Origin of the sequence: Corynebacterium sp. HMSC034A01 (assembly GCF_001838175.1) — a bacterium.
Classification (GTDB): Bacteria; Actinomycetota; Actinomycetes; order Mycobacteriales; family Mycobacteriaceae; genus Corynebacterium.
The window spans coordinates 114,098-135,444 of sequence record NZ_KV835948.1 but is presented as its reverse complement, the minus strand read 5'-3'; the positions used below and the strand labels follow the sequence as shown (position 1 = coordinate 135,444).

At 65.0% G+C, this 21,347-nt stretch carries 16 protein-coding genes; 8 read left to right on the top strand and 8 right to left on the bottom strand.

Features of this window, described 5'->3' with window-relative positions:
* Positions 1-4: 4 nt before the first annotated feature.
* On the bottom strand, positions 5-583 hold the full coding sequence (locus tag HMPREF2791_RS05080; RefSeq protein WP_070474758.1) for a peptide deformylase: 579 nt from the start codon (positions 581-583) through the stop codon (positions 5-7).
* 15 nt (positions 584-598) lie between these two features.
* On the opposite strand from HMPREF2791_RS05080, the gene HMPREF2791_RS05075 reads away from it, so the two are divergent.
* From HMPREF2791_RS05075 to HMPREF2791_RS05065, 3 genes are all read left to right on the top strand, one after another.
* Positions 599-823 carry a DUF3263 domain-containing protein gene (locus tag HMPREF2791_RS05075; RefSeq protein ID WP_070474757.1) on the top strand — a complete coding sequence of 75 codons (225 nt, stop codon included), beginning with the start codon at positions 599-601 and terminating at the stop codon, positions 821-823.
* 58 nt (positions 824-881) lie between these two features.
* The gene (locus tag HMPREF2791_RS05070; RefSeq protein WP_070844624.1) at positions 882-1,982 is read left to right on the top strand and encodes a LytR C-terminal domain-containing protein; all 1,101 of its coding nucleotides are present in this window, start codon (positions 882-884) and stop codon (positions 1,980-1,982) included.
* 231 nt (positions 1,983-2,213) lie between these two features.
* Complete coding sequence (locus HMPREF2791_RS05065; RefSeq protein WP_070474755.1) at positions 2,214-3,344, top strand: glutamate--cysteine ligase; 1,131 nt, start codon at positions 2,214-2,216, stop codon at positions 3,342-3,344.
* Here the strand turns inward: HMPREF2791_RS05065 and HMPREF2791_RS05060 are convergent.
* The 7 genes from HMPREF2791_RS05060 to HMPREF2791_RS05030 form a co-directional block, all read right to left on the bottom strand.
* Positions 3,334-3,714 (bottom strand): monovalent cation/H(+) antiporter subunit G, encoded by a 381-nt coding sequence (locus tag HMPREF2791_RS05060; protein ID WP_070474754.1) that lies wholly within the window; start codon positions 3,712-3,714, stop codon positions 3,334-3,336. The two genes, HMPREF2791_RS05065 and HMPREF2791_RS05060, sit on opposite strands and share 11 nt — an antisense overlap.
* A complete protein-coding gene (locus HMPREF2791_RS05055) occupies positions 3,711-3,989 on the bottom strand; it encodes a monovalent cation/H+ antiporter complex subunit F (RefSeq protein WP_070474753.1) in 279 nt (92 codons plus the stop codon). Before HMPREF2791_RS05055 ends, HMPREF2791_RS05060 begins: the two co-directional genes overlap by 4 nt.
* A gap of 1 nt (position 3,990) precedes the next feature.
* Entirely contained in the window at positions 3,991-4,503 is a 513-nt protein-coding gene (locus tag HMPREF2791_RS05050) for a Na+/H+ antiporter subunit E (protein ID WP_070474752.1), read from the bottom strand.
* Positions 4,503-6,299: a Na+/H+ antiporter subunit D gene (locus HMPREF2791_RS05045; RefSeq protein ID WP_070474751.1), complete on the bottom strand. Its 1,797-nt coding sequence runs from the start codon at positions 6,297-6,299 to the stop codon at positions 4,503-4,505. The genes HMPREF2791_RS05050 and HMPREF2791_RS05045 overlap by 1 nt, the downstream gene beginning before the upstream one ends.
* The gene (locus HMPREF2791_RS05040) at positions 6,289-6,783 is read right to left on the bottom strand and encodes a Na(+)/H(+) antiporter subunit C (RefSeq protein WP_070474750.1); all 495 of its coding nucleotides are present in this window, start codon (positions 6,781-6,783) and stop codon (positions 6,289-6,291) included. Before HMPREF2791_RS05040 ends, HMPREF2791_RS05045 begins: the two co-directional genes overlap by 11 nt.
* Positions 6,784-9,768: a Na+/H+ antiporter subunit A gene (locus HMPREF2791_RS05035; protein WP_070474749.1), complete on the bottom strand. Its 2,985-nt coding sequence runs from the start codon at positions 9,766-9,768 to the stop codon at positions 6,784-6,786.
* A gap of 167 nt (positions 9,769-9,935) precedes the next feature.
* Positions 9,936-11,279, bottom strand: a complete 1,344-nt coding sequence (locus HMPREF2791_RS05030) for a dipeptidase (RefSeq protein WP_070474748.1) — start codon at positions 11,277-11,279, stop codon at positions 9,936-9,938.
* Positions 11,280-11,729: 450 nt separating this feature from the next.
* On the opposite strand from HMPREF2791_RS05030, the gene groL reads away from it, so the two are divergent.
* The 5 genes from groL to HMPREF2791_RS05015 all read left to right on the top strand — a co-directional run bounded on the left by groL (position 11,730) and on the right by HMPREF2791_RS05015 (position 21,292).
* Positions 11,730-13,367: a chaperonin GroEL gene (groL, locus tag HMPREF2791_RS05025; RefSeq protein ID WP_070844623.1), complete on the top strand. Its 1,638-nt coding sequence runs from the start codon at positions 11,730-11,732 to the stop codon at positions 13,365-13,367.
* Positions 13,368-13,775: 408 nt separating this feature from the next.
* On the top strand, positions 13,776-13,904 hold the full coding sequence (locus HMPREF2791_RS12320) for a hypothetical protein (RefSeq protein WP_256365529.1): 129 nt from the start codon (positions 13,776-13,778) through the stop codon (positions 13,902-13,904).
* A gap of 45 nt (positions 13,905-13,949) precedes the next feature.
* Positions 13,950-14,096, top strand: a complete 147-nt coding sequence (locus HMPREF2791_RS12030) for a hypothetical protein (RefSeq protein ID WP_168160607.1) — start codon at positions 13,950-13,952, stop codon at positions 14,094-14,096.
* 106 nt (positions 14,097-14,202) lie between these two features.
* On the top strand, positions 14,203-15,102 hold the full coding sequence (gene ppk2 / locus HMPREF2791_RS05020; RefSeq protein WP_070474746.1) for a polyphosphate kinase 2: 900 nt from the start codon (positions 14,203-14,205) through the stop codon (positions 15,100-15,102).
* A 415-nt stretch (positions 15,103-15,517) separates the two neighbouring features.
* Positions 15,518-21,292: a DUF5979 domain-containing protein gene (locus HMPREF2791_RS05015; protein ID WP_070844622.1), complete on the top strand. Its 5,775-nt coding sequence runs from the start codon at positions 15,518-15,520 to the stop codon at positions 21,290-21,292.
* Positions 21,293-21,347: the final 55 nt, after the last annotated feature.

Genomic DNA, 21,347 nt, shown 5'->3' with positions numbered 1-21,347 from the left:
CGTGTTAATCGTCGTGGCCGAACGGATCTTCGTCCGTGCCCGGAAGCCAAGTGTGGCCGGCTTCCTTCCAGCCGTTGTCGCGGATCACGCGCTTGGCCTCCTTCTTGTAGCGGCCGGTGAGCACGTCGGTGTACAAAAAGCCGTCCAGGTGGCCCGTCTCGTGCTGCAGGCAGCGGGCGAAAAAGCCGGTGCCCTCGACCTCGATCTCGTTGCCGTTCTCGTCCAGGCCGGTCACCTTCGCCCATTCCGCGCGGCCGGTGGGCCAGCCGTAGCCGGGCACGGACAGGCAGCCTTCGTCGTCCTCGCCGGTGTCGGCGGGCATGGTTTTGGGGATCTCGGAGGTCTCCAGCACCGGGTTGATCACGGTGCCGCGGCGCATCTGGTCGCCGTCCGGGCAGTGGTAGACGAAGATGCGCAGCGGCACGCCGATCTGGTTGGCGGCCAGGCCCACGCCGTGGGCTGCGTCCATGGTTTCGTGCATGTCGGCGATGAGCTCTTGCAGCTCCTCCACGGGCTGCGTGACTTCTTTGGTCGGTTCGTGCAGCACCGGATCGCCGTGGATAACGATGGGTCGGATGGTCATGCCAATATATTAGGCATGCTTACAGAGACCGACCTTTCCGTGCTCCGCTTCGCCGCGCGCGCCCCCAGGTCGATCGGCGCGCGCGAGGACGCGGTGCGCTCTGAGCTGGGCATGCAGCCCATCCGCTACTACCAGCATCTGAATCGCTTGCTGGACTCGCCCGATGCGCTCGCGGCCGAGCCCCAGCTGGTCCGGCGCTTGCAAAGGCTTCGCGACGGCCAAAGGTCCCCCAACCTCTAGTTCAGCTTTACGGTGTGTTGTGCCTGCTTTCCGGGGCGGTGTGGTTAGAGTTGCCGATGTGACTAACGACAACTTTGGCAACAACCGTCCCGACTCCGGCTCCGAGTTCGAGCCGGGTTCCGGCTCCACGCGCTACACAGGCAACACCGACTCGTTTGACGGCGCGTACGACTACGACGCCGAGCCGATCGAGGCCGAAATCGTCGACGATTACTCCGCCGCTGGCGCTGGTGTGGCTGGTTCCGGCACCGAGTACCGTGGCGCGCACCGCCGCGACGACGACTCCGAGTACATCGAGGACGTCGATTACGGCGCAGGTTACGCAGACGACACCCGCAACGCCGACGACGCCATCTATGAGGAGCCTTACGAGGGCGAACCGGAGGATCGTCGTAAGGCAGCTGCCGCAGGCGGCGCCGCGGAAGGCGGCCTGCCGAAGCGCGGCCTGGCGATGATCCTGATCGCCGTTGCGGCGCTGCTGGCGCTGTGGGGGATTTGGAAGATGACGCAGGACGACAAGGGCGGCGACGGCGAAGGCGCCGCGACGACCTCGTCCACCGTGGTGGGCACCTCCCCGGCCGCGCCTGCCGGCGACGGCGCTGGCCAGGGCGGCGCAACGCCGGGTGCTGGTCAAAGTGCTGATCAGGATGGCGCAGCAACTGGCGCTGAGGGCCAGCCGGGCCAGGAGGGCGACCGCGCAGATGACCCCAACGCCCAGGACCCGAACGCCCAGGACCCGAACGCGCATCGTCCGGAAGGCGCCGAGGGCCAGGGCGAGAACGGCCAGCCCGCACCTGCTCCGGCTCCGGCGGGCGCGGGCCTCGACAACGCTTCGGCCCAGGTCTACGTCTACAACAACTCCGGCACCCCAGAGCTGGCCAGCCGCACCGCCGACCAGCTGAAGGGCCAGTACAACGTGGCTAACAACTCCGCCGACGCCGCGGTGATGAACATGCCGGAGCAGGTCTACGGCGTCTTCCCGGAGACCTACGTCTTCTTCGACCCGGCCGTCCCGGGCGCCGAGCAGGTGGCAGCTGACATCGCCCGCCGCGTCGGTGGTGCCGCCCGCGCGAAGGGTGACCTGCCGGAGGGCGCGACGAGCATCCCGGAGCAGGCCGCGAACAACAGCTCCGCCGTGGCGGTGGTTCTGGCGGGCTAGTTCCCGCGTGCCCGGAGCGCTCCCTCCCAAAAACCGGCTACCTAGAACCGGCTACCAAGCGAAAATTAAGCTGGCAGCCGGTTCTAGGTAGCCGGTTTCGGCGCATTGGCGGGTTGGGGTGGCGTTGGCGGGGGCGTTGGTGGCGCGTAGCCCCAACGCCCAACCGCCTCGCGCATATAAACCCGCCTCCGGCACCTGCCCAGAGCGCGGCAGCGGATAGGCTCGTCCACTATGGATCCATTCCGCGACTTTGCCAGGTCTGACGGCCCCACCCTTGGCGTCGAGTGGGAGATTTGCCTCGTCGACCCGGTCACCCGCGACTTGGTGCCCCGCGCCGCCGAAGTCATCGACGAGGTGCAGGCCCGCTACCCGGACATCCACCTCGAGCCGGAGTTCCTGCAGAACACCATCGAGTTGGTCACTCCGATCTGCGCGAACACCAAAGAGGCGGTGCAGGCGCTCCAACGCGACCTCAACGCCGTCAAGGAGGTCGCCGACGAGATGGGCCTCAAACTCTGGGCGTCCGGCGGTCACCCGTTTTCGGATTTCCGCACGAATCCGCTGAGTCCGAAGCACACGTACGAGGAGATCGTTAACCGCACGCAGTACTGGGGCCAGCACATGCTGCTGTGGGGGATCCACTGCCACGTGGGCATCAGCCACGAGGACAAGGTGTGGCCGATTATTAACGCGGTGATGACGAAGTACCCGCACCTGCTGGCCATCAGCGCGTCGAGCCCGGGGTGGGACGGCATCGACACGTCCTACGCGTCGAACCGCACGATGCTGTACCAGCAGCTGCCCACCGCGGGGATGCCGTATCAGTTCCAGAGCTGGGACGAGTGGGTCGGTTTCATGCGCGACCAGCAGACGTCGGGCGTGATCAACCACACGGGCTCGATGCATTTCGACGTTCGCCCGGCCGCGAAGTGGGGCACCGTCGAGGTGCGCATTTCGGATGCGACGAGCAACCTGCGCGAGCTCGCGGCCGTCGTGGCGCTGACGCATTGCCTGGTCGTCCACTACGACCGCATGCTCGAGCGCGGCGAAAAGTTGCCGAGCTTGCAGCAGTGGCACGTCGCGGAGAACAAGTGGCGCGGCGCCCGATACGGCATGGACGCGCTGGTCATTACCTCGCGCGACACCGACGAGGATTGGATCAAGACCGAGTTGCAGTTGCTTATCGACGAGCTCACGCCCGTCGCCGCCGACCTGGGCTGCGTCGACGAGCTGAACTTGGTCCGCGAGATCATCGAGCGTGGCGCCGGCTACGAGCGCCAGCGCGCGATCTACCAGCGCACCGGCGATTGGAAGGACGTTGTGGACGCGACCTGCGCGGAGATGTGGGAGCTCAGCCTTTAGGGTTGATGCGCCGCGGGTGGTAGCTGGCGGGGCGGTCGTTGCGGGTGAGCTGCTCTTCGTCGCCGTACAGGCCTTCGCGTCGCGCGATACGGCCGAGACGCTGCGCGGTGACGGGGCTGGTCATCAGCGCGAACAGCACGAGTAGGACCATCATGCCGATGTCGCCGCGTTCGTGCACGCTGAAGTCTTCGGCGGTGACCACGCGGATGATGGTGCCGGTGATCATGAGCACCAGGCCGGTGGTCTGGGGTTTGGTGATCGCGTGCACGCGCGCCAGGGTGGAGTTGAACCGGGCGGTGCCCACGGCGGCGGAGAAGACCATGAACGCGCCGGGGAGGATGAACAGCAGTGAGATGATGTCGGCAATCATAGGGAACCGTCCCTCTTGCGGAAGCGTGCCACGGACAGGGTGGCGATGAAGCCGAGCAGGGCGATGACGATCATCACGTTGACCACCGTGGTGTCCAGCGTCCAGCAGATGTAGAGGGCCAGGGCGCACTGGAGGGAGGCGGTGATGCCGTCGTTGGCCAGCATGCGGTCCATGGAGTCGGGCCCGACGATGGCGCGCCAGGCAAAGATGAAAAACCCGGCCACCAGGAACACGGCGGCCACGGTGAGGCAGACGGTGTAGGCGGTGCTGTGCATGTCAGCGGCCTCCTTCGAAGATGGCGATCATTTGGCGCTCCAGTTTCTGCACGTTGGCGATTTCGCGTTCGATGGCGGCGTCGTTGTCGGCGTCGAGGACGTGGATGGTCCATTCGCGGTTGGCTAGGTCGAGATCGGTGACGGTGCCGCCTGGCTGCAGGTTGTAGGCGCAGGTGGCTAGGTACAGCACCAGTTCGTTGCTCAGGCGCATAGGCACCCGCAGCACGGCGTTTCGAGGCTGCGGCGCGCGGCGCAGGGACAACCACGCCACCTTCGCGGAGGCCACCAGCAGGTCGAAGAACCACTCCACCATGAAGGCGACGAGCTTCAGCCAGTCCACCCGGTTGCCGCTGCGGGGAACGGGTGGCAGGGGCAGCGCTAGCACGATGAGCAGTCCTAGGCCCAGCCCCGCGATGAGGTTGCCCCAGCTGAGCTGGCCCATCAGCAGGATCCACATGAAGGTCAGCCAGACGACGGTCAGCGGGCGGAAGCGGTGGGCGATACCGGTAAACATCAGCGGCTCACCTCATTCGGCTCCTTGTTGGACTCGGCGTCCGCGGGCTCGGGCACCATTTCGGTGGTCACGCCGGTGCTGGTGGGCCCGGCGGGGCGGGAGGAGTCCCGGTGCTCCAGGGAGTCCCGACCGCCGCCGGCGCCGGTCTGTTCGAGGAAGGCGTCAAGGTCGCGGGTGGGGGCCGAAGGGTCGTCGATAAGCACGGCGCTTCGGTAGATGGACAGGTCCTGGGCGGATTGGGCAGCGCGGTCCGTGATGTTGGAGATCGGGCCGGCCAAAAACGTGATGCCTGTCGACGCAAGCACCAAAAACGCGGTCGACAAAAACATGCCGGCGGGGACGCGGCCGACGTCGTCGCGGTCGCCCGAAGCGACCGTTTCTTCGCGCGCGGCAAGGTTTGCCGGGCGCGCCAGAACGACGTCGCCTTCGGGTGCGTCCGCGCGGTCGCGCAGGAAGCCCTTGGACCAGACGGTCATCATGGCGTACAGGGTCAACAGCGAGGTGACCACCGCGCCGCCGATGAGCACCCACGCCAGCCAGGAGCCGTCCTCCGCGCCGGCCTGGATGAGCATGACCTTGCCCAGGAAGCCGGAAAACGGCGGGATGCCGCCCAGGTTGAGTGCGGGGATGAGGTACAACAGCGCAATCACGGGCGCGGTGTAGAGCAGCGAGCCCAAACGGCGCAGCTGCGCGGAACCCGCCTGGCGTTCCACCAGGCCCACCACCAGGAACAAGGAGGTCTGCACCAGAATGTGGTGCACCGCGTAGAAGATGGCGCCGGACAGACCTGCGACGGAGCCGAGGGCGATGCCGAAGATCATGTAGCCGATGTGGCTGACCAGGGTAAAGGACATCAATCGCTTGATGTCGTTCTGGGCAATCGCGCCCATCACGCCCACAATCATGGTGAGCAGCGCGATGACCATCAGCGTGGAATCCAGGGCGCCGTCGGTGAATACCGTGGAGCGCACGCGGATGATGGCGTACACGCCCACTTTGGTCAGAAGGCCCGCGAACACGGCGGTGACGATGGAGGCGGCGGTGGGGTAGGAGTCCGGCAGCCAGGCGTCGAGCGGGAAGATCGCGGCCTTGATGCCAAAAGCCACGATGAAGGTGGCGAAGATGGCGGCGCGGGTGCCGGACGGCAGCTCCTCCATGCGGATACCGGCCTGCGCCATGTTCACGGTGCCCACCGAGGCGTACACCAGCGCGAGCGCGAACAAGAAAACCATCGAGGACGCCATAGAAACCATGACGTAGCCGATGCCGGCGCGCACGCGCTGCGGGGACGCACCCAGGGTGAGCAGCACGTAGGAGGCCACCAGGAACACTTCGAAGCCGACGTAGAGGTTGAACAGGTCGCCGGCGAGGAAGGACAGGTTCACGCCCATGCTCAACAGCATGTAGGTGGGCAGGAAGACGGCGACGGGATCGTCGTCGTCGCCGTCGCGAAGCCCCTGCGAGATGCCGTACCACATCACCGCGAACAGCACGATGGATGAGACGAACAGCATGATCGAGCTCAGCCGGTCCGCCACCATGGTGATGCCCACCGGTGCTTCCCAGCCGCCCATCTGCACAGTCTGGATGCCGTGAGTGTCGGCGACGATGATCATCACCGCGGCGATCACTGTCAGCGCCGCCAGGGTGCCCAGGGCGATGAAGCGCTGCAGGTTCACGCCGCGGAACAGTGCGATGAGCCCGGCGGCGAACGCGGGCAGGATGATCGGCATCACCGTCAGGTACGGCATGGCGGGCAGCACCCAGTCGGCGAAGGCCATGAAGCTAGCTCGCATCGTGGCCTCCCTTGACTTCCTTCACCGGGTCCTCGAACGGCTTGGGGCCGAAGGCGTCGCCGGAGGGGCTGGCCTTGCCGGTTTGCGCGTCGTCGGATTTGTCGCGGTCCGGGGAGGCGGACTTCGGCCGCGCGGCGATTGCGCGATCCTCCTCGTCTCGCTCGACGATGTCGTCGGTGCGGTAGCGGTATTGGCGGTACGCCAGCGCGAGCATGAACCCGACCATGGCCATGGAGATCACGATGGCGGTCAGGATCATCGCCTGCGCCAGCGGGTCCGCGCTGTCGGCGGCCACTTTGGAGTCGCGCCCGATGATCGGTGGGCTTCCGGCGGGCCCGCCGGACTGCAGAAGCAGCAGGTTGGCGCCGTTGCCGATCAGGGTGACACCCATGATCATGCGGGTCATGGATTTGTCCAGCATCAGGTACACGCCGCACGCGATCAGCACGCCGGAGCCGATGAGAAGGAACAGGTTCGCTTCCATTTACTCGCCTCTCTTTCTGCGTTTGCTTATCGACGACCCGCTGGCCATCACCGCACTGCGCTCGTCGTAACGCGCCTTGCGGTCCCTGGCCATGAGCCTGCGCCGCCGTTCGTTCTTGGCCTGCAGCTCGCGCGCGCGGTCGCGGGCGCGTTGCTTTCTGGTGTCCTCTTCGCGGTCCAGGTAGGCGCCCATGGAGGCCAGCACGTGCATGATCAGCCCGACGACGATGACGTAGACGCCCGCGTCGAAGATCAGCGCCGACGGCACCGTGACATCGCCGATGAGCGGCACGTCGAACTCGGCGTACGAGGAGGTCAGCGGCGGCATCCCGAAGAACATCGGGGCGACCGCGGCCGCGGTGGTGAACATGATGCCGATGCCCAGCACCTTGCCCGGGTGCACCGGGAGCGTTTCTTCTGCCTCTCGACGTCCTCCGGCCAAGTACCGCAACGTCAGCGCAAGTGCCGCGACGAGGCCGCCGGCGAAGCCGCCGCCCGGGGCGTTGTGGCCGGAGAAGAAGAAGTAGGCGGACAGCAGCATCATCGACGGGAAGAGCAGACGCGTGACCACGTCCACCAAGATGGAGCGGTTCTGCGCGGTCTCCGTCTCCACGCCGGATGCGAGCCAGCGCGGCTTGGTGGTGGACAGAGTGGGCCGGCGCGACTCGGGGTCGAAGCGGAAGGTGCCGAAGATCAGGCTGGCAATACCTGTGGCAGCGACAACCAGCACCAGCGTCTCGCCGTAGGTGTCAACAGCGCGCAGGTCCACCAGCAGCACGTTGACAGTGTTGCGGCCGTGCCCGATCTCGTAGGCCAACTCCGGCATGTACTTGGAGATCGGGTCCGCGATCCGCGCGGACATGGCCGTCATCGCCACCGTGACCACAGACACGCCGACGCCGATGGACAGCCAGGCACGCAGGCGGTTGTCCTCGTTGCGCTGCTCGGTGTCCGTGGGCATCTTTCGCAGCACGAGCATGAACACCACCATCACGATGGTTTCCACCAGTGCCTGCGTCAGCGCGAGGTCTGGCGCGCCGTGCAGGACGAAGATCAGCGCCATGAAGTAGCCGGTCAGACCCACCATGATCACTCCGGAGAGGCGGTTGCGCTGCACGGCGGCGAACAGTGCCAACCCTGCCATGACGGTGACGGCCAGGCCCTGCCAGACGTTGTCCCACACCTGCATGCGGATGTTGTTGGAGTCCCCCAGGATCAGCGCGGCCAGCGGCACCACGGCCAGGAAGGTGAAGATGACGGCCAGGTTGATGGTCAGCGAGCCGCGCTGCGTGGACGCGGTCAGCTTCAGCGACCAGCGGCGCAGCGTGTCCATGATGATGTCCCAGACCGCGTTGGCGTCGCCAAGCGCGGGACGCTCGAACTGCGCCTTGGCCACCACGGAGCGTTGCCAGAACATGATGGCGCCGGCGAAAATGATCACGCCGGACAGCGCCAGCGGCACCGTGAACCCGTGCCACAGCGCAAGCTCCGAGCCTTCAACATCCGGGAAGCGCACGTTGAGGTACTCGTTGATCGGCGACGACAACCCGGCCGGCACCACACCGAAGCCCACCGTGCAGGCGGTGAGCACAGCAGGGGAAAGCCACAGCTTCGGGCCGGGGGAGTGCATGTCGCGCACTGCCGGGGACAGGCCGTCTGCCCACGGCTGGCCCTTGGTGGCAAACGCGCCGTAAACGAAGTACAGCGAGTAGGCCATGGTGAGGATCGAGCCGGCCACCAACGCCACCAGGGTGATATTGCCCGGCATGCCGGTGAGCAGCTCCTCGTGCAGGATGGCATCCAGCGCAGTTTCCTTGGCCACGAATCCGAACAGCGGCGGGATACCCGCCATGGAGGCCGCGGAGATGATCGCCAGCGTGGCCAAAAGCGGCTGCTTTCGGCCCAGCCCGGACAGCTCGTGGATGTCGCGGGTGCCGGTGGTGTGGTCGATCGCGCCGACGATCATGAACAGCGTGGCCTTGAACAGCGAGTGCGCGAACGTGATGGCCAACCCGGCCATGGTGGCCTCGCGCGAGCCCACGCCAATGACGGTGGTGATAAAGCCCAGCTGGCTGACTGTGCCGTACGCCAAGATCAGCTTCAGGTCCCGCTGCTTCAGCGCCATCCAGCCGCCTAGCAGCATGGTGAACCCGCCGGTGGACAGCACCACCAGGTGCCAGGTGTTCACCGCTGACAGGTCCGGCGCCAGACGCGCCACCAGGTAGATACCGGCCTTCACCATCGCCGCGGAGTGCAGGTAGGCGGACACCGGGGTGGGCGCGGCCATCGCGCCGGGCAGCCAGAAGTGCCAGGGCGACTGGGCGGACTTGGTCAGCGCGCCCAGCATGATCAGCACGATGGCGGTGGAGATCGCCGGGGTGTTTTCGATGTCGGTGATTTGGGGGATGTCCGACAGCTTCCAGATCTGCGCCTTGAAGCCGAGCAGGTTGATGCCCACCAGCATGGCCAGCCCGCCGAGGGTGGTCACCATCAGCGCCTGCATGGCGGCCCGTCGAGAAGATGCGCGCTCGCCGTAGTAGGAGACAAGCATGTACGACAGCACCGACGTCAACTCCCAGAACACGTACATGAGCAGGAAGTTGTCGGCGATGACCAGGCCGTACATGACCGTGGCGAAGAACGTCAGCTCGAAGCCGAACTTGGCCAGGCGCCGCGGGTTGGAGTCGAAGTAGCCCCAGCAATACAACAGCACCAACGCGCCGACGCCCAGGATGATCAGGCTGAACAGGCCAGCGAGGGCGTCCAGGCGGAACTCGAGGTTGAGGTTCGTCGACGGCATCCACGTGAATACCGCTTTGACCTCGCCGCCGTCGCGGAACATACCGGTAGCGAATAGGCGCGCCACCCAGATGAACCCGCCCAACGGTACGAGCGCAAGAAGCCCGAACGCGGCGCGGCCCACCGTGCGGATGAGCACAGGGGCGGCCAGCGTGGCGGCGGTGAGCGCGATGAGCAATATCAGCACGAGGTGCGCAGCCCTCCTCTGGTCGTGTGCGTGCAGGGCACACCGCGCCTTAAGCGGGGGAGCTCATTGAGTTCACACAGAAAATACTCACTCCAGCCGTAACTGGGTATCTACGCGTCAACACCGGTGGCGCGGCCGTTGGCAATTAACTGTAGCGATTTTTAGTGCTACTTGCCGAAACGCTGCAAGAAAGCGGCCTCCGCCACCGCGATGCGCTCGATCTCCGTCGGATCCACGGATTCGTCCACGCCGTGGATGCCGCACATCGGCTCCTCCACGCCGTAGAGCGCGATCTCCGCATCCGGGAAGGTGTTCTGCAGCGTGATGGTCAGCGGGATCGAGCCGCCGGAGCCGACCACAGACAGCTTGTCTGCGCCGTAGGCCTCCTTGAGGCACTCACCGAGTGCGGCCACAGCACCTGCCGACGGATCCGTCGCAAAGGGCTCGTTGACGCCGCTGACCTCAACCTCGACCTTGGCACCCCACGGGGTGTGGGACTTGATGTGCTCCTCCATCTTCTGCGCGATCTCGGCGGCGCTCTGGCCGGCCGGCACGCGCAGGTTGAACTGGGCCTCCGCGCGGGCGTTCACCGCGTTCATCGCCTCAGCAACCGGGGTGGAGGTGAACCCGATCATGGTCACTGCCGGGCGGGCCCACACCAGGTCGGCCGGCTCATCGTCCGCGGTGCCGAGCAGCTGCACGCCCTCGAGCACGGTGGCGTCCTTGCGGAAGGACTCGCGGTCGTATGCGTCGCCGTCCCACTTCGTGGTGGTGTCCACGCCGTCGATCGTGGTGCGGCCGTGTTCGTCGAAAAGCGAGTTCGCAATGACCACGAGCGCGTGCGCGGCGTCCGGGGCGCCGCCGCCGTAGCTGCCGGAGTGGACCTGGTTCGCCAGCGTCTCCACCGTGACCTTCACCTGCGCGCCGCCGCGCAGCGAGGTGGTCAGCGTGGGCACGCCCACTGCCACGTTGCCGGAGTCGGCGATGAGGATCGCGTCCGCCTCGAAGACCTCCGGCTTTTCCACGATGAGCTTGCCCAGGCCGTCCTTGCCGCCGAGCTCCTCGGAGCCCTCGACCACAACCTTCAGGCCTAGGTCAGTGCCGCCGTTTTCCTCCAGCAGGCGCAGCGCCTCCAGGTGCATGGCCAGGTTGCCCTTGCAGTCTGCGGCGCCGCGGCCGTACCAGCGTCCGTTTCGCTCGGTCAGCTCGAACGGGCTGTTCGTCCAGGCGTCCGGGTTGTTCGCGGGGACGACATCGTAGTGGGAGTACAACAGCACCGTCGGCGCGCCGTTTTTGGGCTCACGCTTTGCGACGATCGTGTCCGCGTCATCCACAGTGGGGTAGCGAGTCACGTCCAGCCCCAGATCCTCCAGGGCCTTGACCGTCCAGGCGCAAGCGTCCTCGTGCTGGTCCGCCAGCTCAGGCGTGGAGTGCACCGAGTTGAAAGAGACGAGCTTGGACAGGTCGTTGAAGATGCGGTCGCGTTGGGGTGTGTAGTTCTGCGTAGTCATGGCACCACGCTAGCAGCGTTGGCGGGGCCGGTTTGGCGGTATTGGGGGCGGTGTTGGGGGGGGCGGTGTTTGGCCGGACTTCGGCTGCAGGATGCTTACCCGGCTAGATGCTTACCCCAGGATGCTTATTGTTCGAGTAACCCTCGGCGTGCCAGCCCGCGCTACTCGAGAAGTAAGCATCCTGCAGTAAGCATCCTGGAACCGGTAAGCATCCTCGAACCGGTAAGCATCCTCGCCCCGGCACAACCACGCGCCCTTGCGTTCCTTGCACTCACCCCCGTCGAGTGCTAAAAATATGGCTGGCACTCACGCAAACCGAGTGCCAGATAAATCGAACAGAGCGGGTGAGGCTGAGACCACTCGTCAGCCGTGCCGTCGCGGGCGCCTGCTTGCACCGACGACCTGAGTGATCGTCCATGAACGCCTATATATAAGGAGTGACACACTCGCATGGCAAAGATGATTGCATTCGACGAGGAAGCGCGCCGCAGCCTCGAAAACGGCCTGAACACCCTGGCTGACGCCGTGAAGGTCACGCTGGGCCCGAAGGGCCGCAACGTGGTGCTGGAGAAGTCTTGGGGTGCCCCGACGATCACCAACGACGGCGTGACCATCGCCAAGGAGATCGACCTCGAGGACCCGTACGAGAAGATCGGCGCCGAGCTGGTCAAGGAAGTTGCGAAGAAGACTGACGACGTCGCTGGCGACGGCACCACCACCGCTACCGTGCTCGCTCAGGCGCTCGTGCGCGAGGGCCTGCGCAACGTTGCGGCTGGCTCCAACCCGATGGGCATCAAGCGCGGCATCCAGGCCGCCACCGACAAGGTGTCGAAGTACCTGCTGGACCAGGCCAAGGAAGTTGAGACCCAGGAGGAGATCGCTTCCACCGCCGGTATCTCCGCGTCCGACCCGGAGATCGGCAAGAAGATTGCCGAGGCGATGTACGCCGTGGGCAACGGTGCCGTGAACAAGGAATCCGTGATCACGGTTGAGGAGTCCAACACCTTCGGCGTGGACCTCGAGGTCACCGAGGGCATGCGCTTTGACAAGGGCTTCATCTCCGCATACTTCGCCACCGACATGGAGCGCGGCGAGGCTGTGCTGGAGGATCCGTACATCCTGCTGGTCTCCGGCAAGATCTCCAACGTCAAGGAGCTCGTGCCGGTGCTGGAGCAGGTCATGCAGTCCGGCAAGCCGCTGCTGATCATCGCCGAGGACGTTGAGGGCGAGGCCCTGTCCACCCTCGTGGTGAACAAGATCCGCGGCACCTTCAAGTCTGTGGCTGTGAAGGCGCCGGGCTTCGGTGACCGTCGTAAGGCGATGCTGCAGGACCTTGCCATCCTCACCGGCGGCCAGGTCATCTCCGAGGAGGTCGGCCTGTCGCTGGAGACCGCCGGCATCGAGCTGCTCGGCCAGGCCCGCAAGGTTGTCGTGACCAAGGACGAGACCACCATCGTCCAGGGTGCTGGCGAGCAGGCGCAGATCGACGGCCGCGTGAAGCAGATCCGCGCCGAGATCGACAACTCCGACTCCGAGTACGACCGCGAGAAGCTGCAGGAGCGCCTGGCCAAGCTGGCCGGCGGCGTTGCGGTGATCAAGGTCGGCGCCGCCACCGAGGTGGAGCTGAAGGAGCAGAAGCTGCGCATCGAGGATGCTGTGCGCAACGCGAAGGCTGCTGTTGAGGAGGGCATCGTCGCCGGCGGCGGCGTGGCCCTGCTGCAGGCCGCCAACGAGCTCACCGACGACCTCGGTCTGGAAGGCGACGAGGCCACCGGCGTGAAGATCGTCCGCGAGGCCCTGTCCGCCCCGCTGAAGCAGATCGCGCTGAACGCTGGCCTGGAGCCGGGTGTGGTGGCCGACAAGGTTGCCAACCTCCCGGACGGTGAGGGCCTCAACGCCGCCACCGGCGAGTACGTGGACATGCTGGCCAGCGGCATCGCCGACCCGGCCAAGGTGACCCGTTCTGCGCTCCAGAACGCCGCGTCCATCGCCGCGCTGTTCCTCACCACCGAGGCTGTCGTGGCCGACAAGCCGGAGCCGGCTGGTGCGAACCCGGGCATGGACCCGGAAGCCATGGGCATGATGTAAATCAGCCTTAAGGTGTGAAAGCGCGTCCTTCGGGGCGCGCTTTTTTCTTGCCTATCGACGCCCCTCTGGCGCACCCCCGGAATGGTGTAAAAAGTCACGGAGGGGAGGAATTTTTGGCGTGTACAGATCGTCCGTGAAACCGGTTGAGTTACACGTTCGGCGGGATATTCAATTGGTGTTAACTTTCGATTTTCGGTCGAAGCAGGTTATCGGCTCAGTCGCGAAAAGGTTACGTTTCGGTGAACGTCTGCCAGCTTGAAGCTTCCTGTGTGGCGCAAATCTAGTTTTCAGAAAGCGCTTGACGTAGCTGGTTGATGTGGCAAAATTCCTCCTGTGACGCCCGTTGGGTGTCAGTACCTGTCAAGTTTTGCCAGACACACACTGGCACCTATCGAAAAGGGGAAATCAATGCCTTTCGATCTCAAGGCCATCCAGAAGCAGCTGAAGACCTTCAAGACCTTCTCCACCAACCTGGTGGACCTGTTCCAGAAGACCCCGAAGACCATCAAGGACTTCGCTGACAAGGTCTCCAAGTAAGCCTTCACCTCACTCGACACAAACTTTCTTTAAAGGAGAATCATCATGGAAGCATTGAACAACTGGGTTGCACTTTCCTCCGGTAACGGCGACAACGGTGTCACCCAGGTTCCGGGCGCTCTGCTCGACCTGCTCAAGAACCTCGGTGGCCTTGCTGGCAACATCGCTGAGCTGATCGGCCTGATCGCGTAACTGTAACGCGCATAGCCGAAGGTCTCGTCGCAAAGCGGCGGGGCCTTTTTTGCATATCCGGATACTTCTCCGGCATACCGTGCCCGCGCCGAATAGACTGGAAGACATGGCTGACAATAAAGACGACGAACTGCCGATGATCGACCTCGCCCAGACCGAGGGCTGGGTAGTGGACGACACCGACGAGGACGATCCGGTCCTGCTCATGCCGGACGGCACCGCCATCCAGACGTGGCGCGAGAACTACCCCTACGACGAGCGTCTGTCCCGCGACGATTACGAGAAGGAAAAGCGCGCCCTGCAGATTGAGCTGCTGAAGTGGCAGAACTGGACCAAGGACACCGGCCAGCGACACATCATCCTCTTCGAGGGCCGCGACGCAGCCGGCAAGGGCGGCACCATCAAGCGCTTTAATGAGCACCTCAACCCGCGTGGTGCGCGCACCGTGGCGCTGGAGAAACCGTCGCCGCGCGAGTCCACCTCTTGGTACTTCCAGCGCTACATCCAGCACTTCCCGTCGGCCGGCGAGATCGTCTTCTTTGACCGCTCTTGGTACAACCGCTCTGGCGTCGAGCGCGTCATGGGCTTCTGCACCGAATCCCAGCACGCCGAGTTCCTGCGCGAGGTGCCGATGCTGGAGAACATGATCCTCGGCTCCGGCATCTCCTTGACCAAGTTCTGGTTCTCCGTGACCCAGAAGGAGCAGCGCACCCGCTTCGCTATCCGTCAGGTGGACCCGGTGCGCCAGTGGAAGCTCTCGCCGATGGACCTAGCGTCCCTGGATAAGTGGGAGGACTACACCCGCGCCAAGGAAGAGCAGTTCCGCTACACGGATACGGACGAGTCGCCGTGGATCACCATTAAGTCCAACGACAAGAAGCGCGCCCGCCTCAATGCGATGCGCTACATCTTGTCCAAGTTCGAATACACGAACAAGGACCACGACGTCGTTGGCGAGCCGGATCCGCTGATTGTGAAGCGTGGCCGCGACCAGATCGGGGACTAGGGGCTTATCGCTTTTCGACGCTCGGCTGATTCCGTCAGCCGGGCGTTTTGCTGTCTATCCGTGGGGGGCGGCTGCCCAAAGGTTTCGAAGAGCGGATTTCGAAAACCATGGAAATTGGGCTGATCTTCGAAAGGTGGAACTCGAAATCTTTGGGGTGTTCAGCGGGTGGTGACGGAAAACACGTGGGCGATGGGACGCGTGCGAAGGGGGTCGTCCCCTCAAGGCAGAGCTCTGACGTGAGTTGCATAATCTCTTAACGTGCGGAAATGAGCTGCCCAGCCGAGGGGCTGGGAGAGGGCTGTGAAGAGCCGGCGTGTCCAACTTTTAAAATGCTGATTTCTCCGTGTTTTCATCTTCACGTTTCCCGCGTAGCATCCATGGCGTTATTGAAAAGTTCACAATGATCCGAGGATGCATGTCTCAGACTGGCCACCCCGCTTCCAGCCGCCGCCAGCATGGCGCCGCGGCTGTGTGGGCAGCGCTGTTCCTCGCCGCGATCTTGCTTGTCGCGGGCGTCGTGTCCCCGGGAGTGCAGCAGGCAGAAGCGCAAACTGCGTCGAGCGACGGCGTGAACTTCGGGGACTGCTCGTTCCGCAGAGGCACGGGAGTTGCCGAGACATGGGCCAACCAAATGTGCTGGCTGGATGTGTCGGACTTGACCACACCGGGCGCAAAGACGAAGAGGGTGGGCGATTACACCATCACCTTCAACCTCGGCATTGAAACGAGAAACACCAGCACCCAGTTCACCGCGAATTCCAACCCCAGCTGGTCTGGCACAGCATTTGCGAAAGCCGGCACGGGTTTCTTTGAGCGTTATCCGAGCTCGACGTCGCAGGACATCTTGCAGATGGAAGGGTCGGGTAGCCCCTTTGCCCGTTTCACTTTGTCGAACATTGTGGTGAAGCGAAACGGTGTTGTCGATCCGCTCGCGTCGTATCGCTTTGCGGTGGTGGACGGCGAGTCCACCGGTGCCGGCGGTGTCGGCGAAATGATCAGCGTCGACGGCGGGACCGTGGGCCAGCCGATCCGTCTCACCCCGCTGAACGCGAAGGATGCGTGCACCGGCGGCAGAAACTCGCAGTTCGGTCCTGGACCAGAACCACAAAACTGGGGCAGTATGTCCGACGGTCGCGACCGCGGTTTTGTCTGTTTCTCCCAGGCCACCGGCACCTACGGCACGTGGGTGGTGAGCGTGGACAACCCGAAGACGCTGCAGGTCAGCATGGGTTCCAACAGTGCCGGAACGCAGGGCGTGGCTATCGGCATCGCGCTGAGCCGCATCGCCTTCGACAAAGACGGCTCCGCCAAGGTGCAGGATGCGTTTGAGAAGGTGGCGGACCCCACGGAACGGACCGCCAGCTACTCGGCGTTTCTGCAGGACGGCTCCAACCGGACGACGCTGTCGACCCCGGCGGGCGGCTCCACCACGGCGCTTCGCCGCATCGGCTCCAACGGCGTTCCGCTGGACCAGCTGGGCTACACCTCCACGCTTAACCCGGCGGACCGCGCGTTCGTCCGCTACGACCCAGTGTGGAAGTGCACCCTCACCTCGGGCGGAACGAACAGCGAAACCTACCACATCCGCAAGGGGGCGGTGCCTACGGGCTACACGCTGACGGAAAACGCCCAGACCGGCACGTCGACGCTGCTGATCCCCGCGGCCGAAACCCGTGTCCCTAACTGCTCGGTCACTTGGGAATCCAGGTTCAAACCCGCCAAGCTCAACCTGGCAAAGACGGTGGATGGCAACGCCGCGAACTTCGCGGAAAACAGCTTGCAGAAGTACACGCTGCACTACAAGTGCACCGTGCCCGAAGGGTTCAAAGCTGCCTACCCCGACGTCAAGCTCGAAGACGACGTTGTTGTGGAAAAGGGGCGCTCCGCCAGCGTGGACAACCTGCCCCAGGGCAGCACCTGCACCATCACGGAGAAGGTCCCGGCGCCGCCTGCCGGAACGAAACTCACCCTGTCGTGGAACGGCACGGCTGCGCCGTCCGCTTCGGCACCGGTGACGGTCCAGCTGCCAACCACGGCGGCTGCTCCCACGGCTATCGGCTCGGCAAACGCCAACAACTCCTACACGTACACGCCGGGCAAGCTCGTCTTCAGCAAGACGATCGTCGGAGACCCGGTCACAGACGGCAAGGTTGGCGGGACCTACCGCTTCAACCTGACGTGCGCCGGGACCAACATCAGCCGAGAATTCACGCTGGATCTGACCCAGGCGAAGCCGTCCAACTCCGTCACCCTGGACAACATCCCGGTGGAGCGGGATTGCTCGATCACGCCGCTGACGGACCTCACCGAGGAGCAGCGAAAGACCATCGAGTTCACCGGCCGCGATGCCCAGCTCGCCGGCGCGCCGCTGAACCCGTCGGGCGCGGAGTACTACTTCACGCTCCACGAGGACGTCACGCCTGAGCTTCACTTCACCACGAGCTACGCCTACCTCACGTTCCCCCTGCACATCCGGAACCAGGTCAACGGTCTCGCCGCTGGCGATGCGGATGTGTCCAAGCTGTCCTACACGGTGCACTACAAGTGCGAGGTTGCTGGCCGCCCCGCGAAGGAGGGGACCGTCACACTAACCGGCTCCGACGGTGAAGCGGTTGTCGAGGGCGTGCCGGCCAACGCCGCGTGCAAGGTGTGGGAAGACGAACCGGGCGGAACCGCGAACACCAAGTTCATCGGTGCGCAGGTCAGCGCGTCCAGCGCCAGCGACCAAGTGACCACGCTGACCAACGCGCAAGCGAAAGACAAGGCGGTCCACACCATCCGGCAGGTCTCCGGCACAGACCGCAACCTGGTCACGGTGATCAACACCTTCGACCCGAAGCTGGGCAAGGTGCAGTTGAACAAGGTGGTCAACTCCACCGTCACCGGCAGACTTCCCAGCACGTACGCGTTCTCGTTCCGCTGCGGGACGCGCAACGTGGCCACCGGTGTGGCTGGGCAGTCCCGTTCCGTCGAGCTCACCGGCCGCGCAACCGTCGCGGCGAACGGCACCGTCACGCTCCAGGCGGACGACGCCGCGGCAAACGACCTCGGCGGCAACATGGGCGTGCCATACGGCAACACCTGCACCTTCACGGAGGACACCCCGCAGGTCGCGGGCGGCATCCTGTTCAGCACGGACGTGCAGAACGTCACTCCAACGATTTCCCAGGACACCACCACCGCCACGGTGACCAACACGTTCACGCCGGCGGGCAATGGACTGACGGTCAATTTGCGCACTGGTGGTCGGGCGACGCTGGCGCCATCGTCGTTAAGCTATGAGCTCACCTGCGACAACGGCTTCAGCGACACCTTCGACCTTGCCCCCGGCGGAAGCGCCGAGTTCACCGCCGGGCAGGTGCCGCAGGGCACGCAATGCACGCTCGCGGAACGCGGCGACAGCGCGACCCGCACCACGAAGGACGGGCGGCAGTACCCGATCAGCAACACCTCCGAGTACCTGTATGCCGCTGACACTGGCGGGAGCAAGGACGTGGGCGCCAACGGGCAGTTCACCATCGGCAAGCAGTCCACCATGGATGTGCACCACGAGTACGACCTGATCCAGGCACCGGTGCAGGGGACCAAGGAAGTGCGGTTCAACGACCCGGACAACCTGATCTCCAAGCCCCGCCGCGACATCAAGACCAACCGCGTGTTCCCCGTGACGTTGACGTGCACCAACCCGGACGGCACCGAAGGCCCGCGTCTGTCCACCACGGTGCAGCAGGGCCAAGAGCCCGGCGGCACGAAGGCTGCGGTCGGTTCCAGCTGCACCGCCACCGAAGGGGAAACCTCCACCGCGGTGGGCATCACGTTGGACAAGTCCGTGACTGTGGACGGCGCGCCGGTGGCCGGCCGCACGGCCGACTTCGTCGTCGGCGACGGCGGCACGACGCTGCTGTTCATCAACACATACTCCCGCCGAGTCACCCAGATCCAGCTGGACAAGGAAGCGATCCTTCCCACCGACAGCATCCGCACCCAGTACGCGAATGCCGGGAAGGACCTGCAGGACGCGCTGTACAACCACGCGTTCACCCTCGTGTGCCGCGACCCCGAGACGGGCGACACCGCGGTGCTGCAAGAGCAGCAGAAGTCCATCAAGGGTGAGGGCACTGCGCTTTTCGACGGCGTCCCGGTCGGCGCCGACTGCCAACTCACCGGCGATAAGTTCGGCTCCCTCGCCCTAGCGATGAACGACGGCCAGGACGACCTGAAGGCGTTCCTGCGCCCGGCCTTTGTGGACTGGGTTGTGGACCGCGAAGGCGGCAACGCGTACCCGGACCAGAAGCTGGACAACGGCACGACCACCTCGCCGGTATTCCTCACCGTGGACGACCCGGCCAACAACCATGTCCGCCTGGACAACCACTACGAGTACGAAACCTCCGCGGTGCGTCTGAGCAAGGACCTCGCCGGCGCGGCGGGCAACCTCGACGAAATCCCAGAGGACTACACCTTCAACTTCACGCTGCAGTGCAAGGCGATCGGCTATCAGACCAGCTCGGTGGGCGAGACCTCCTTCATCCCGGAGAAGCTGCGCCCGGAAGACGGCTACGTCATCCCGGCGAGCATCCGCAAGGGTGACTTCACCGACGGCGCGTTTGTCTCCGGCGAGGCGAAGGTGCCCGCCGGGTCGCTGTGCACGTTCAACGAGCAGGATGCGGAAAACGTGCCGGAGGCGCTGACCATCGCCCCGGAGCAGAAGATTGTGCGCGGCTACGCCCCCAATCCGGGCGAGACCGCACCGGCGGACCTCCACTTTGTGAACAAGGTGGAGCGACGCACCACCCCGGTGCGCCTGGCGGTGTTCAATTCCGGTTACTTCGCCGGCGCGGATGAGGCGGGCTACACCGCGCAGCTGCGTTGCGACGACCCCGCGAAGACCTCGGTGACCAGTCAGTTCCCGCTGACCGCCCTGTCAGGCTCGGAGATGCCCCGCACCTTTGAAGCCCCGGCGGGCGGACAGGTCGTGGACCTGCCAGTGGGCGCGAACTGCACGCTCGACCTCACCGGCAGCCCGGCGCTCGCCGCACGCGGCGAGCTCGAGGTGACAAATGGTGCGCGTACCCCGCTGGCGCAGTACGCCACGTGGGGGAGCGGCTCGCCCTCGTTGCCAACCGGATCCCTGTCCAACCTCGCCGCGGACGAGGTGAGCGACTCGGACAAGGTGTACTCGCACACCTTCGCCACCGCAGCGAACTTGCCGTCCGCGGAGACCGTCCTGACCGTCGGCGCGGACATCTACCATCCGCGCGCCCACTACGACGTCGCGTTCACCAAGACCGCCGCCGGGCCGAACTCCGGCACGTTCACGTTCCACCAGTCGTGCTCGGGTCACGGCGAAAAGTTCCAGCTGCGCGCCGGCGAAACCCACACCATCGCGGACGTTCCGGTCGACAGCGACTGCGCCGTGGACGAGCTCGACGACGGCAACCCGGACGCAGCATCGGTGTTCCAGGTGGTGTCCAACGGTGAATTGGTCACCCCGCTTGAAGGCGACACCGACTCGGTGGTGTTCACCGCACAGCCGGTCTCCGACCCGAAGGACCTCGCCCGCTCCGGCGACCGTTGGTCGCTCACCGCGAAGAACACCTTCCCAGGCCTGAGAGCACAGAAGCGTATCGACGGCACCCCGCTCGGCCAGCTGACCGGCGACGCCTTCGGCACCACGCTGCTGCGCCACGACGCGGCGTCCATGCGGATGACCTACACCGTGACCAACACCGGCGAATTCCCGCTGAAGGACTTCACGGTGACGGACCCCTCGCTCGCCGGCCTCGACGTCACCCGCGGCACGTCGGTCGTGCGCATCGGCGACGACGGTGTCGTCCCGCCAAGCATCTGCCCGACCACCGAGCTGGCCGCCGGCGAAGAGTTCTCGTGCACCTTCAACGTTTCCATCCCGGCGGGCGCCAACGAGACGTGGCGCTACCCGTCTGAAGGCGACGCCGCCGTGACGGTCTCCGCCACCGCGAACGCCGGCGGGGCGACCCAGACGGTGACGGCGAACGATGCGCAGGGGGCGTTGAAACCTTCGGCGTCGATAAGCATGTTGCTCCCCGAAACCGGTGAGCAGACCCTCGTCCTGTTCCTGCTGCTCGGCCTGGCGCTGTTCGGCTGGGGCGCCTGGCGGGTGAGCCGCCGCGACGAGCGCGCGGAAGGCGGTGAGCTCGTTGAGATGTAGAAAATTCGCCCGCTACAAGCGGACGGTGTACGGGCTCTCCTAAACCGGCACATGT